Source organism: Streptomyces sp. NPDC048111, assembly GCF_043202815.1.
Lineage (GTDB): Bacteria > Actinomycetota > Actinomycetes > Streptomycetales > Streptomycetaceae > Streptomyces.
In genome coordinates, this window is the sequence record NZ_JBIDBD010000035.1 from 14,439 (window position 1) to 26,513 (window position 12,075).

At 72.7% G+C, this 12,075-nt stretch carries 13 protein-coding genes; 6 read left to right on the forward strand and 7 right to left on the reverse strand.

Annotated elements, in window-relative coordinates:
* Positions 1–67 precede the first annotated feature (67 nt).
* A complete protein-coding gene (gene hemB, locus ACGF3I_RS31520; RefSeq protein ID WP_393138043.1) occupies positions 68–1,057 on the forward strand; it encodes a porphobilinogen synthase in 990 nt (329 codons plus the stop codon).
* Between the two features lie 69 nt (positions 1,058–1,126).
* Here hemB and ACGF3I_RS31525 read toward each other — a convergent pair whose 3' ends face one another.
* Positions 1,127–1,804, reverse strand: a complete 678-nt coding sequence (locus ACGF3I_RS31525) for a hypothetical protein (protein WP_393138045.1) — start codon at positions 1,802–1,804, stop codon at positions 1,127–1,129.
* A gap of 184 nt (positions 1,805–1,988) precedes the next feature.
* On the opposite strand from ACGF3I_RS31525, the gene ACGF3I_RS31530 reads away from it, so the two are divergent.
* Both ACGF3I_RS31530 and ACGF3I_RS31535 read left to right on the forward strand, forming a co-directional pair.
* The gene (locus ACGF3I_RS31530) at positions 1,989–2,396 is read left to right on the forward strand and encodes a YciI family protein (RefSeq protein ID WP_393138047.1); all 408 of its coding nucleotides are present in this window, start codon (positions 1,989–1,991) and stop codon (positions 2,394–2,396) included.
* An 8-nt stretch (positions 2,397–2,404) separates the two neighbouring features.
* Entirely contained in the window at positions 2,405–3,580 is a 1,176-nt protein-coding gene (locus ACGF3I_RS31535; RefSeq protein ID WP_393138118.1) for an RNA polymerase sigma factor, read from the forward strand.
* A gap of 22 nt (positions 3,581–3,602) precedes the next feature.
* Here ACGF3I_RS31535 and ACGF3I_RS31540 read toward each other — a convergent pair whose 3' ends face one another.
* From ACGF3I_RS31540 to ACGF3I_RS31555, 4 genes are all read right to left on the reverse strand, one after another.
* A complete protein-coding gene (locus ACGF3I_RS31540) occupies positions 3,603–4,421 on the reverse strand; it encodes an alpha/beta hydrolase (protein ID WP_393138120.1) in 819 nt (272 codons plus the stop codon).
* Between the two features lie 443 nt (positions 4,422–4,864).
* Positions 4,865–5,623 (reverse strand): DUF4253 domain-containing protein, encoded by a 759-nt coding sequence (locus tag ACGF3I_RS31545; protein WP_393138049.1) that lies wholly within the window; start codon positions 5,621–5,623, stop codon positions 4,865–4,867.
* A 51-nt stretch (positions 5,624–5,674) separates the two neighbouring features.
* Positions 5,675–5,911 (reverse strand): DUF397 domain-containing protein, encoded by a 237-nt coding sequence (locus tag ACGF3I_RS31550; RefSeq protein WP_393138051.1) that lies wholly within the window; start codon positions 5,909–5,911, stop codon positions 5,675–5,677.
* Entirely contained in the window at positions 5,908–6,693 is a 786-nt protein-coding gene (locus tag ACGF3I_RS31555) for a DUF5753 domain-containing protein (RefSeq protein ID WP_393138053.1), read from the reverse strand. Before ACGF3I_RS31555 ends, ACGF3I_RS31550 begins: the two co-directional genes overlap by 4 nt.
* A 151-nt stretch (positions 6,694–6,844) precedes the next feature.
* On the opposite strand from ACGF3I_RS31555, the gene ACGF3I_RS31560 reads away from it, so the two are divergent.
* Together ACGF3I_RS31560 and ACGF3I_RS31565 are read left to right on the forward strand one after the other, a co-directional pair.
* Positions 6,845–7,246, forward strand: coding sequence for an ATP-binding protein (locus ACGF3I_RS31560; protein WP_393138055.1), 402 nt, complete (start codon positions 6,845–6,847; stop codon positions 7,244–7,246).
* 126 nt (positions 7,247–7,372) lie between these two features.
* A complete protein-coding gene (locus tag ACGF3I_RS31565) occupies positions 7,373–8,596 on the forward strand; it encodes a PLP-dependent aminotransferase family protein (protein WP_393138057.1) in 1,224 nt (407 codons plus the stop codon).
* Between the two features lie 18 nt (positions 8,597–8,614).
* Here ACGF3I_RS31565 and ACGF3I_RS31570 read toward each other — a convergent pair whose 3' ends face one another.
* Positions 8,615–9,271, reverse strand: a complete 657-nt coding sequence (locus ACGF3I_RS31570; RefSeq protein WP_393138059.1) for a helix-turn-helix domain-containing protein — start codon at positions 9,269–9,271, stop codon at positions 8,615–8,617.
* Positions 9,272–9,441: 170 nt separating this feature from the next.
* A complete protein-coding gene (locus ACGF3I_RS31575) occupies positions 9,442–10,212 on the reverse strand; it encodes a DUF4232 domain-containing protein (RefSeq protein ID WP_393138061.1) in 771 nt (256 codons plus the stop codon).
* Between the two features lie 333 nt (positions 10,213–10,545).
* Between ACGF3I_RS31575 and ACGF3I_RS31580 the strand changes: the two genes are divergently transcribed.
* The gene (locus tag ACGF3I_RS31580) at positions 10,546–12,045 is read left to right on the forward strand and encodes a helix-turn-helix domain-containing protein (protein WP_393138063.1); all 1,500 of its coding nucleotides are present in this window, start codon (positions 10,546–10,548) and stop codon (positions 12,043–12,045) included.
* Positions 12,046–12,075 lie beyond the last annotated feature (30 nt).

Sequence of the window (12,075 nt, forward strand, 5' to 3'; positions counted from 1 at the left end):
GTCCGCGTGCGACCGGGGGGTCAGGGGTGTGGGCACCCCGGGGGGCGCGGCGGCGTAGCGTAGGGGCATGACTGTGTACGGATCCTTTCCCGGAGCCCGACCCCGTCGGCTGCGCACCACCCCCGCCATGCGCCGCATGGTCGCGGAGACCCAGCTGCACCCCGCCGACCTCATCCTCCCCGCCTTCGTACGGGAAGGGATCACCGAGCCCGTCCCGATCCAGGCCATGCCGGGCGTCGCCCAGCACACCCTGGACACGCTGCGGAAGGCCGCCGTCGAGGCGGTCGGGGCGGGCGTCGCCGGGATCATGCTGTTCGGTGTGCCGGAGGACGCGAAGAAGGACGCGGCGGGCACCGCCGGCACCGACCCGGAGGGCATCCTCCAGGTCGCCGTCCGCGCGGTGCGCGAGGAGGTCGGCGACGACCTCGTCATCATGTCCGACCTGTGCCTGGACGAGTACACCGACCACGGCCACTGCGGCGTGCTCGACGAGAGCGGCCGGGTCGACAACGACGCCACCCTGGAGCGGTACGCGGAGATGGCCCAGGTGCAGGCCGACGCGGGAGTCCACGTCGTGGGCCCCTCCGGCATGATGGACGGCCAAGTCGGCGTCATCCGGGACGCGTTGGACCAGACCGGCCATGAGGACGTGTCGATCCTCGCCTACACCGCCAAGTACTCCTCCGCCTTCTACGGCCCCTTCCGCGAGGCCGTCGGCTCCTCGCTGCGCGGCGACCGCAAGACGTACCAGCAGGACCCGGCCAACACCCGTGAGTCCCTGCGGGAGTTGGCGCTCGACCTCGACGAGGGCGCCGACATGGTGATGGTCAAGCCGGCCGGCCCCTACCTCGACATCCTGGCCAAGGTGGCCGAGTCGGTGGACGTGCCGGTCGCGGCGTACCAGATCAGCGGCGAGTACGCGATGATCGAGGCCGCGGCCGAGAAGGGCTGGATCGACCGCGACCGCGCGATCCTGGAGACCCTGACGGGCATCAAGCGCGCCGGCGCCCACATGATCCTGACGTACTGGGCGACCGAGGTGGCCCGGGGTCTGTAGACCCGTGCCGGGGGAGGGGAGAGGTGGGGAGGGGAGGGCGGGGGCAGCCCTCGCTCACCGGCTGCCGTCCTACCGATCCCCGTCCCACCGGCTCCCGTCCCACCGGTCGCAGTGGACGATGTGCAGCTCGCGGGCGCTTCTGGCGAGGAGGCCCGCGTCGCTGTGCAGCTCGGTGCAGTAGTGCGCCGGATCCGGGCGGGTGCGGGTGGCGGCCGGTCCCTGGCGGGCGACGTCGAGAAAGTACGGGGTGGTCTCCCTGAACAGCTTCGCGCTGCCCGTCATGAACAGGGTGTCGGCGTGCAGGCGCTGATGGAACAGGTCCCGGTTCTCCTTGTGGTGGCGGGCCCGCGCGTCGATCACCTCCCCCGGCGCCCGGCGGATGTCGGGCAGCACCACGGTGCGCGGGTGACCCCGGTCGAGCCGGGCCCGCACCTCCTTCCAGCGCGAGGGCGGGAATTGCAGTGAGTGGTGCAGGAGGAGCAGGTCCAACTTCCGTGACAGACCTTCGAGTTGAAGAGCTTCGGGGGTGCGGTTGCCGCGCAGCGGCAGGTGGATGAGCGAGCGGGGCGAGGACGCGGCCAGCTCCCACAGCCCTGCCACGGCGTAGGCGGCCGCCTGGTCCAGGTGGACGTCCAGGTACCGGTCCCGGTCCAGGAGCACCGCCCGGGGCACCGGCCGGGCCGGCCGGATCACTGTGAACGACTCCGCGCCGAGGGTGGCCGAGTGGATGGTGACGGCGATTTTCATCAGGTGCGTCACGTTAAGGTGCGCCACCCGCCCGTCGCCAACGCTTTGCGGCCCGGGCGGGCGGACAGGCGGCCGGATTGGGCCGGAAAAAAACTTCGGCGGGCATGTCGAGAATGCGTGGGCCGCTCCGTCCCCGTAGTGAAGGCGGCCAGAATGGGCCGCGTCCGTACGGAGGAGAGACATCATGGCCAAGTACCTGCTGCTCAAGCACTACCGCGGCGCCCCGGCTCCGGTCAACAACGTGCCCATGGACCGGTGGACGCCCCAGGAGATCTCCGCGCACATCCAGTACATGAACGACTTCGCGGCCCGGCTCGAAAAGTCCGGGGAGTACGTCGACGGGCAGGCGCTGGCGCCCGAGGGGACGTTCGTGCGGTACGACGGCGAGGGGCGGCCGCCCGTCACCGACGGGCCGTTCGCCGAGACCAAGGACCTCATCGCCGGCTGGATGATGATCGACGTCGACAGCTACGAGCGGGCCGTCGAGCTCGCCGGTGAACTGTCGGCGGCGCCCGGCGCGGGCGGGAGGCCCATCCACGAGTGGCTGGAGCTGCGTCCGGTCATGTCCGAGCACTGCGCCACCACGGAGTGAGCCAGGTCCTGGACGAGGCGCTGTTGCGGCGCCTCACGCCGGGCGTCCTCACCGTCCTCGTACGCCGCGGAGCCGACTTCGCGGCGGCCGAGGACGCGGTGCAGGACGCCCTGGTGGAGGCGGTGCGCAGCTGGCCCGCGGAGCCGCCGCGCGATGCGAAGGGCTGGCTCGTCACCGTCGCGTGGCGCAAGTTCCTCGACGCCACCCGCGCGGACACCGCCCGCAGGCGGCGCGAGGACCGGGTCGAGGAGGAGCCGGAGCCCGGTCCCGCCGCGGCCGTGGACGACACGCTCCAGCTCTACTTCCTGTGCGCCCACCCCTCGCTCACCCCCTCGTCCGCGGTCGCGCTCACGCTGCGCGCCGTCGGCGGGCTCACCACCCGCCAGATCGCCCAGGCGTACCTCGTCCCCGAGGCGACGATGGCCCAGCGCATCAGCCGGGCCAAGCGCACCGTCTCCGCCGTACGGTTCGAGAGGCCCGGCGATGTCTCCACCGTCCTCCGCGTGCTCTACCTCGTCTTCAACGAGGGCTACTCCGGGGACGTCGACCTCGCCGCCGAGGCCATCCGGCTCACCCGCCAGCTCGCGGCCCAGGTCGACCATCCGGAGGTGGCGGGGCTGCTCGCCCTCATGCTGCTCCACCACGCCCGGCGGGCCGCCCGCACCGCGTCCGACGGCAGCCTGGTCGCCCTCGGCCGGCAGGACCGGTCCCGCTGGGACACCGCTCTGATCGCCGAGGGCGTCGAGATCCTCCAGGCGGCCCTCGCCCGCGACCGGCTGGGCGAGTTCCAGGCCCAGGCCGCCATCGCCGCGCTGCACGCGGACGCGGCCACCGCCGCCGAGACGGACTGGGTGCAGATCGTCGAGTGGTACGACGAGCTGCTCCGCCTCACCGACAGCCCGGTCGTCCGGCTCAACCGGGCCGTCGCCCTCGGCGAGGCGGACGGGGCGCGGGCCGGTCTCGCGGCCCTCGCCGCGCTCGACTCGTCCCTGCCCCGCCACGCGGCCGCCGCGGCCTACCTCCACGAGCGGGACGGAGACCTCCCGCTCGCGGCGCGGCTGTACGCCGAGGCGGCGCGCAAGGCCTCCAACACAGCCGAGCGGGACCACCTGACACGGCAGGCGGCCCGGCTCAACTCCCTTGCGGACAAGCCCGGTTCAGGCCCCGAGCCCGCTGAGGGCTGAGGCTCGGCACCGGGCCCCGGCCCTACTTCAGATGCCGGGTGAAGAAGCCCGCCGCGTCCTCACCGGCGTGCTGCGGGACGCCGGTGTGGCCGCCCATGTTCGCGTGCAGCGACTTCTCCTTCGAGCCGAACGCGTCGAACAGGTCGAGGGAGGCCTGGCGGTCGTTCCCCTCGTCGTCCCACTGGAGGAGCACGTGCAGGGGGATGGTGATCCGGCGGGCCTCCTCCACCATCACGCGCGGTACGAGGCTTCCGGCGAAGAGCCCGGCCGCCGCGATGCGCGGCTCCACCAGGGCGAGCCGGATGCCGATGGAGATCACCCCGCCCGAATATCCGACCGGCCCGTCGATGTCGGGAAGCGCCAGCAGGGCGTCGAAAGCGGCCTGCCACTCGGGTACGGCCCGCTCGACGAGGGGCAGCACGAGCGCCTCGACGATCTCCTCGCCCACCGGCTCGCCCGCCTGCATGACGCGGCGCAGTTCCGTACGCGCCCGGTCCAGTTCGGGCACGCGGGGCCGGTCGCCGCTGCCGGGGAGTTCGAGGGTGGTTGAGGCGAAGCCGTCCGCGGCGGCTCGCTGGGCGCGGGCCCTCAGGCGGGGGTACATCTTGTCCAGGCCGAGCGGGGGGAGGCCGAGGCCGATGAGGGGGGTGGGGGTGCCTGTCGGTGCGGGTGCTGCCGGTGCTGCCGGTGCGGCTTCGGGTGTCGGTGCTGCCGGGGCCGGGGCCGGGGCCGGGGCGGGCTTCGGCGTCGGGGTCCACAGGATGCCGGGGATGTCGCCGAGGGTGAAGCGGCGTTCGGCGATGCCGTCGGCGGGGTGCTGCTGGTCGGACGTGAAACGCAGTTTCATGCGTCGTGCCTTTCGGGAGTGCTGCGTGTGGGGCGGCGCTCCCGGGCGGTCTATGGCCCGGCCGTGGTTCTGGAGGGGAGCACCCATGTGTTTGCTGGGGTCACGGGTACCACCTCCTTCTTGTGCTGGCGCACGGCTGGTGTGGAAGGTAGCAGGGGCGTGGGGTGGGGGGCCATTGCTTTTCCGTGCCGGGGTGCTTGCGCCGTTCCCCGCGCCCCTTGGGGGGTGGCCTTCGGCCGGGTTCTGGGGGCCCGCGCCCCCTGGCCCCGTTTGCGGGTGCGGGTCGTGGTCGCTTTTCGCGCAGTTCCTCGCGCCCCTAACCCCCTTTCGGCCTCGGGTTGTGGGCGCTTCTCGCGCAGTTCCTCGCGCCCCTAACCCCCCCGGCGGGCACGAAGCTTCTCGCGGGGGTCGGGGGTCGGGGGTCGGGGGGCCTCGGGCTAGGGCCAGATGAAGGTCCAGGTCTTGGCCGTGGGCAGGGTCCGGGCGTGGTCCGGGAGGTCGGTTTCTATCGTCGGGGGGCAGAACGCGAAGTGTTCCGCCGCCAACACCAGCGCCTCCTCCCCGTCCCTCGGCGGGGCCCCCACGGACAGCACCATCCGGTCGTGCGTCAGGCCCACCACCCTGATCCCGAACCTGTCCTCCCACGACCGCAGCACCGCGCACAGCCGCGCCACGTCGCCCTCCTGCTCCAGCGCGCCGCGCCACCCCAGCGCCGCCGGCACGTCCGCACTCCGGCGGGCCGGGACCAGCGCCACCCTGGCCCCCTTCAGGACGTCCTCCGTCGCCGCGCCCGCGACCTCCGCCGCCCTGCGGTCCAGGTCCTCCGTCGGCACGGACGCCTCCGCCAGGCCCGGCCAGTCCTCCGCCGCGTACCCCAGCTCGGCCTCCGCGTACGCCTCCCAGAACCCTTCCAGCACGTCCTCTGCGTCATGGTCGCCCGGGTACGACATCTCCTCCGGAGCCAGCGCCCAGTCCCTCAACTCCCGCTCCCCGCCCAGCAGTACGGGATGCAGGCCCGCCGACCTCCTGGCCCGCGCGAACGGAGCCCAGTGTTCCGGTGCCGCCGGCTCGTCGGCGTACCAGAGCACCGGCTCCTCTGCCGGGCCCAGCACCCTGCCCGGCGGCAGGGCGAGGCCCAGCGCCTTGCCCGTCGGGTCGTCCATCAACTGCGGGAGTGGATTCGCAAGCATTGCCATGCCCCGAATGTAGATCCCGCCACTGACAACGCCCCGTGCCCTACCCGGAACTCAGAGTTCCGTCACGAACGCCCGCCACGTGTCCGGGCTCAGCGTGAGGGTGGGTCCTTCGGGAGCCTTCGAGTCGCGGACGTGGATCGCGGAGGGGTGCGCCGCGATCTCCACGCAGGCTCCGCCCTCGCTCCCGCTGTAGCTCGACTTGCGCCAGGCGCAGGCCATTTCGAGGCACTGGCCGCCGTCGCTGCCGCTGTAGCTGGACTTGAACCACTTCAGTGCGCCGATGATCATTGCTCTCCTAGCAAACGGTCCAACAGGCCTTTGGACTCATCGGTGTTGAGGGCCTGTGTCCGCAGCATCGCATACCTCTGCGCCAGGATGCTTACCTCGTCCGGGTCGGAGATGATTTGGCTTCCGCGTTGGGTTTCCGTGTATCCCAGGTGCTGGTGATCCGGTGTCTCCAGCACCGTGAACGGGCCGTCCAGCGCGGCATGTCGTGTGAGGCCCACGGGCATGACCTGGAGGGTCAGGCCGGGTAGGTCGGCGCACTGGCGGAGGTGGTGCAGCGCCCCACGGAATACCTGCGCACCGCCGATGCGGTCCATCAGGACGGCCTGGGCGATGACGAAGCTGATCGTCGGCGGCTCCCTCCGGTGCAGTATCTCCTGCCGCTCAAGTCGCGCAGCGACCTGCGCGCCGATCTCGTCCCCGCTCATCGCGGGCACCTTGCTGAGGAACACCGCGCGGGCGTAGTTCTCGGTCTGGAGCAGGCCCGGCAGGACCTGGTTCTCGAACCAGGACAGCGCGACGGCCTCGCGCTCCAGGTCCATGTACTCCTCGGCCCAGGCCGGGATCAGGTCGACCTCCGGCATGTTGGCGACCGCCGTGGCGAGCGCGTCCTTGGTGTCGAGGAGGTCGTCCAGGAGGGCGGCCAGATCGGGTTTCAGGGGGCGTCGGCCCTGCTCGATCGAGGCGATCATCTCCGTGTGGAGCAGCACGCGCTGACCCAGCATCCCCTGCGTCAGGCCCGCGTGCTGCCGGAAGGCCGCCACGAGGGAGCCGACCAGTTTCATCGCCGACGCGTTCTTACGGGTTCGCCTGGTGGGACACATGCCTGCCAACTGCCCATGCATGCAGCGCAGTTACTCATGGGCGACCCGTACAGAAATTCTGTACGGGTCGGACCACTGCGGCCGGAGGCGGGCCCTCCGCAACGCTCGGCGCATGAGCGAGAACGAGATGCGCGAGCGCTTCTACCCCCGTCGCCGTCAATCCGTGCCCGCCGCGCGGAAGTTCGCGGCGGGAGCCGTCGCCGACTGGGGGTTCTTCCACCGGTTCGACCCCATCGTGCTCTGCGTCAGCGAGCTGGCGACCAACGCGCTGCTGCACGGGGTGCCGCCGGGCCGGGGGTTTCTCTTGCGGATGCGGTTGTGCGAGGGGGCCGTGCTGCGGGTCGAGGTGCACGACAGCGGGGGCGGGGTGCCCCGGGTCGCGGAGGTGGCCGACGAGGGCGGGCGGGGGTTGCTGCTGGTGGGGGCGGTGGCCGACAAGTGGGGGGTGGGGGAGCGGGCTCCCGGGAAGTGGGTGTGGTGCGAGTTCGGCTGTGACGAGGGGGGCGGGGGGTGAGGGGCCGGGGCGTGCCCGGGGGGCCTCGCGTTCCGCCCGGATCGTGGAATGGCCTGATCAAGGGGGCCGGGGTCTGCGTACGCTGCCGGATAGTCGGACGTCCGAGTACATGACAGGAGCCGCCCCATGCCCGCCTCCTCATCGGCACCAGCAGAACCCACCGGCGCGCGTGCGGCCGTGCCCGCGCTTGCGGGGCGGGCCGCCTCCGTGGGGGCCTCGCCCGTGCGCGAGATCCTCGCGCTCACCGCCCGGCCGGAGGTCATATCGTTCGCCGGCGGCCTCCCCGCGCCCGAGCTGTTCGACGGTGCCGGCATGGCCGCGGCCTTCCGCGCGGTCATGGAGGAACAGGCCCCCACCGCACTCCAGTACTCCACCACCGAGGGCAGCCCGGCGCTGCGGGCCGCGACCGCCGAGCGGGTCTCCGGGCGCGGCCTCCCCACCGGCGCCGACGACCTCCTCATCACCACCGGCTCCCAGCAGGGCCTCACCCTCCTCGCCGCCGCGCTGATCGAACCCGGCGACGTCGTGCTCGTCGAAGACCCCTGCTACCTCGCCGCGTTGCAGGTCTTCGGCTTCGCCGGGGCCCGGATCGTCGCCGTACCCTGCGACGAGGACGGGCCCGACCCCGACGCCCTCGACGAGATCGTCGCCCGCGAGCGCCCCAAGCTCTTCTACTGCGTGCCCACCTTCCAGAACCCGACCGGCCGCACCATGACCGCCGAGCGCCGCCGCGCGGTCGCCGACGTCGCCGCCCGGCGCGGGCTGTGGATCGTGGAGGACGACCCCTACGGCGAGCTGCGCTACGAGGGCGAGCCGGTGCCCTGGATCTCCTCCTGCGAGGCCGCCGCCGACCGCACGGTGCTGCTCAGCAGTTACTCGAAGATCATGGCCCCCGGTCTGCGGATCGGCTGGCTCCGGGCGCCCCGCGCCCTGCTGCGCGCCTGCGTCATCGCCAAACAGGCCTCCGACCTGCACACCCCGACCGTCAACCAGCTGGCCGCGGCACGCTATTTGCAGGACCGGGACCTCGACGCGCACCTCGCCACCGTGCGGGCCGCCTACGGCGAGCGGCGCGACACCATGCTCGCCGGACTCGCCGACGCCCTGCCCGAGGGCTCCACCTGGAACCGGCCCGAGGGCGGCATGTTCCTGTGGGCCCGGCTGCCGGCGGGCTCCGACGCAACGGCGCTGCTCGGCAAGGTCATCGAGTACGACGTGGCCTACGTGCCCGGCGCCCCCTTCTTCGCCGGGGCCCCCGACGCAGCCGCGCTGCGCCTGTGCTTCGTCACCTCGGCCCCGGACGAGATCCGCGAGGGCCTCGCACGTCTCGGTCGCGCCCTCAAGGGATGAACTGGGCCTGATCGGGAGCTAGTTGGGGCGGTCCGTCTTCGGCCGCGCCCTGACGTGCATCCGCTCGCCCTGCCGTCCGAACAGGCTCAGCACCTCCACCGGACGGCTGTCCGCGCTGCTGAACCAGTGGGGCACCTTGGTGTCCCACTCGGCCACCTCGCCGGGGCCGAGCACCAGGTCGTGCTCCCCGAGGACGAGCCGCAGCCGCCCGTCCAGGACGTACAGCCACTCGTAGCCCTCGTGCGAGCGCAGGTCCGGTTCGGTGCCGCGGTGGGGGATCAGGAGCTTGTACGCCTGGAGCGGGCCCGGCGAGCGGGTCAGCGGCACGAACGTGCCGCCGTTCGCCAGCGGGCGCGGGTTCAGCCGGACCCGCGGATCGCCCACCTCGGGTGCGCCCACCAGATCGTCCAGGGGCACCCCGTACGCGTCGGCCAGCGGCAACAGCAGTTCCAGGCTCGGGCGGCGCTGTCCCGATTCGAGGCGCGAGAGCGTGCTCTTGGAGATGCCGGTCGTCTCGGCGAGCGCGGCCAGGGTGAGGCCGCGCCGGGCCCGGAGCGCCTTGAGCCGGGGGCCCACCTCGTCGAGGACCGCCTGATGGCGAGAGCCCGCGCCGGTCGCGGGCGGGGTGCTGGGGCGCGGGGTGCTGGGCTGCGGGGTGCTGGGCGTGCGGGCCATGCTCGTATTCCATCTCCTCGTCCCGGTCATGGCAACACAGGTTGCCGTTCCGGGCCCTTCGGAGGACCTTCCTCGGCATGAGCCCCTCCGGCGGGCTCCCGGCCGCGCGTGATCAGCAGGTCGTGCTCCGGCCGGAGTCGGAGATCGTGCTCCGCCAGGCGCGTCGCGCTCTACCAGGAGTCGATCGTGGAGAGGTCGGCCTGCCAGTACGTGGCCATCGCCTGGCTGTCGACGACGGCCACCGGCTTCGAGAGCGCCGCGTACGCGGAGGGCCCCGTCGACTCCGGGCCGACCCTGCCCTGGAAGTACACGACGACCTGGCCCGCGTTGTACGACTCGCTGCCGTCGTCCTCGCCCTGGGTGCGCACCATCGCGTACGCCGAGGCACCGGGGACCAGCGAGACCACCGCCTGCGGGATCGTGTCCTTGTCCACCGCGATCGGGGACTGCTGGGCGTTGGAGAAGGACACCGCGGGCGCGTCGTAGGCGTTGCACAGCGTCTTGCCGGTGTTGGTGACCGTCAGCAGGATGTGGTTGATCGGGCGGGACACCGGGGTCGCGGTCAGCTTCACGTTGGCGCCGGTGCAGGGCGCGTCGCTGCTGCTGCCGCCGCCCGCGGATCCGGGCTTCTTCGCGGTCTTGCCGGACGACTTCGCCGGGGTGTCGGTGTGCTTGCCCGAACCCGAACCCGAACCCGAACCTGAACCCGAGCCGCCCGTCTTGCCCGCGCCCTGGGACGTGCCCTTGCCGGCCGTGTCGCCCGGGGCGTCGCCGGGCGCCGGGGTCCCCTCGCCGGCCGGCGGTGCGGTGACCGGCGCGGAGGCGTTCGGCTTGGTGCCCGCACCGGCCTGGTCCGCCGAGCCGCTGCCGCAGGCGGTCAGGGCGAGGGAGGCGACGAGGGCGGTGGTCGTGGCGGCGGCGATGCGGAAGGTGGTGCGCATGGTGATCGGTCTCCCCGTGTGAAGTGGTGGCCGACGGCGTGGAGCGCGTCAGCGGCGGTAGTGGTGGATCAGCGTGATGAGGGTGGCGATGGACACGGCCAGGACGACCACGGCCATCGAGTCCGCCACGTTGAACCGGATGCGGAATCGCATGGTCTGCTCCCGGAACGGGCTGTTCGGCTGCTTGCTGCACCTACCTTGCGGGCCGGTCCGACAGCCCGGCAACGAGCAAGGGACAATGGGGGAAGCTGGAACGCTGGAACACCCTTTGACCTGGGGAAATGACCTGTCCCTGGAATGCGTTCCTGGGATGGATGGGGAGGGGACCGGGGCATGGCCACCACGGAGTCCGAGCAGTTCGCGGCGTTGCTGCGGGAGTTGAAGGACCGCTCGGGACGGAGCTACGGCGTGCTCGCGGGCAGGCTCCACATGAGTACGTCCACGCTCCACCGGTACTGCAACGGGGACGCCGTCCCCAACGAGTACGCGCCCGTCGAGCGGCTCGCCCGGCTGTGCGGGGCGACACCGGAGGAGTCCGTCGAACTGCACCGCCGCTGGATCCTGGCGGACGAGGCGCGCCGCCGCTCCCGCACGCATACGTCGTCCGCGGCCCCCGCGTCGGCGCCCGCGCCCGGGCCCGCCCCGACGTCCTCGCCGACGGCCCCGGCCGGGTCGGCGTCGTCCCCCGCCGCCGCCCCTGCCCCCGCCCCTGCCCCCGTCTCCGCTTCCGCCGCCGAGCGCGAGCCGGATCCCGAGGCCGTCGACCCCACGCCCGCTCCCGCTCCCGCTCCCACCTCCACCCCCGTCGAGGCGCGCGACGCCGACCGCGAGGGCTTCGGGGGCCGGGAGGACGAGGGCGAGCTGCTGTCCGTAGGCCCGGTCGCGCCGCGGCGCCGGTCCGCCTTCGGGCCGGGCGGGCGGTTCGCCGGGAAGCGGACGCGGCTGGTGCTCATCGGGGCCACCGTCGTCGCGCTCGCCGGTGCGGCGACCGCCGCCGTCAGCCTGACGGGCGGGCCGGACGCCAGCCGGACCGTCGCCGACGCCAAGACGAGTACGCCCCCGGTCCCGAGGTCGTCCGCCCCCTCGCACCGCGCGAGCGCGAGCCCGAGCGCGAGCGGCAGTCCGAGCCCCTCGGGCTCACCGTCCGCGCACGCCTCCGCCGGCACCGCGAACCCGAAGGGCCAGAAGAAGCAGCCCGCCGTGGGCGGTGTGCCGCTGAGCGTCGGCATCAGCTCGTACGACTGGGACACGCCGTGCGGCAAGTTCTACGTGCTGGACCAGAAGCCCGAGGCGGTGCCGCCGCCCCCGCCCAATGTGCAGGACCGGCTGTCCTGGGCGCGGGCGCTCGGCGGGGTCGACGGCGGCGATCTGAAACTGGAGCTCACGGCGACCGGCAAGAGCCAGGACTCGGTCGTGATCACCGGCATCAACGTCCGTGTGGTGGGCCGCGAGGCGCCCCTCAAGTGGACGGCCTACTCGATGGGTTCGGGCTGTGGCGGCGGGGTCGTGCCGCAGAGCTTCGACGTGGACCTGGACGCGGCCCAGCCGGTGAGCAGGCCGGTCGCGGGCCATCAGGGCGATGCGACGGTGCCGGCCAAGGACTTCCCGTTCAAGGTGTCCACGACCGACCCCGAGGTCTTCGACCTCACCGTGCACACCGAGGACCACGACGTCAGCTGGTACCTGGAGGTCTCCTGGAGCAGCGGCGACCGCTCGGACAAGATCCGCGTGGACGACAACGGCAAGCCGTTCCGCACCAGCGCCGTCAAGGGCCGCCCAGCGTTCGAGTACCGCCTGGACACCAATGTGTGGGACCACCTGGACATGGGGTGAACCAGGCGGCCCCACACGGGAGTTGACGCG

Bases quoted from the DNA above. Each gene is read 5' to 3' on its own strand.
- ACGF3I_RS31545 (WP_393138049.1), bottom strand. From the start codon at position 5,623: ATGGCAATGCTTGCGAATCCACTCCCGCAGTTGATGGACGACCCGACG.
- ACGF3I_RS31555 (WP_393138053.1), bottom strand. From the start codon at position 6,693: ATGAAACTGGTCGGCTCCCTCGTGGCGGCCTTCCGGCAGCACGCGGGC.
- ACGF3I_RS31525 (WP_393138045.1), bottom strand. From the start codon at position 1,804: ATGAAAATCGCCGTCACCATCCACTCGGCCACCCTCGGCGCGGAGTCG.
- ACGF3I_RS31565 (WP_393138057.1), top strand. From the start codon at position 7,373: ATGCCCGCCTCCTCATCGGCACCAGCAGAACCCACCGGCGCGCGTGCG.
- ACGF3I_RS31560 (WP_393138055.1), top strand. From the start codon at position 6,845: ATGAGCGAGAACGAGATGCGCGAGCGCTTCTACCCCCGTCGCCGTCAA.
- ACGF3I_RS31580 (WP_393138063.1), top strand. From the start codon at position 10,546: ATGGCCACCACGGAGTCCGAGCAGTTCGCGGCGTTGCTGCGGGAGTTG.
- ACGF3I_RS31575 (WP_393138061.1), bottom strand. From the start codon at position 10,212: ATGCGCACCACCTTCCGCATCGCCGCCGCCACGACCACCGCCCTCGTC.
- hemB (WP_393138043.1), top strand. From the start codon at position 68: ATGACTGTGTACGGATCCTTTCCCGGAGCCCGACCCCGTCGGCTGCGC.
- ACGF3I_RS31570 (WP_393138059.1), bottom strand. From the start codon at position 9,271: ATGGCCCGCACGCCCAGCACCCCGCAGCCCAGCACCCCGCGCCCCAGC.
- ACGF3I_RS31550 (WP_393138051.1), bottom strand. From the start codon at position 5,911: ATGATCATCGGCGCACTGAAGTGGTTCAAGTCCAGCTACAGCGGCAGC.
- ACGF3I_RS31530 (WP_393138047.1), top strand. From the start codon at position 1,989: ATGGCCAAGTACCTGCTGCTCAAGCACTACCGCGGCGCCCCGGCTCCG.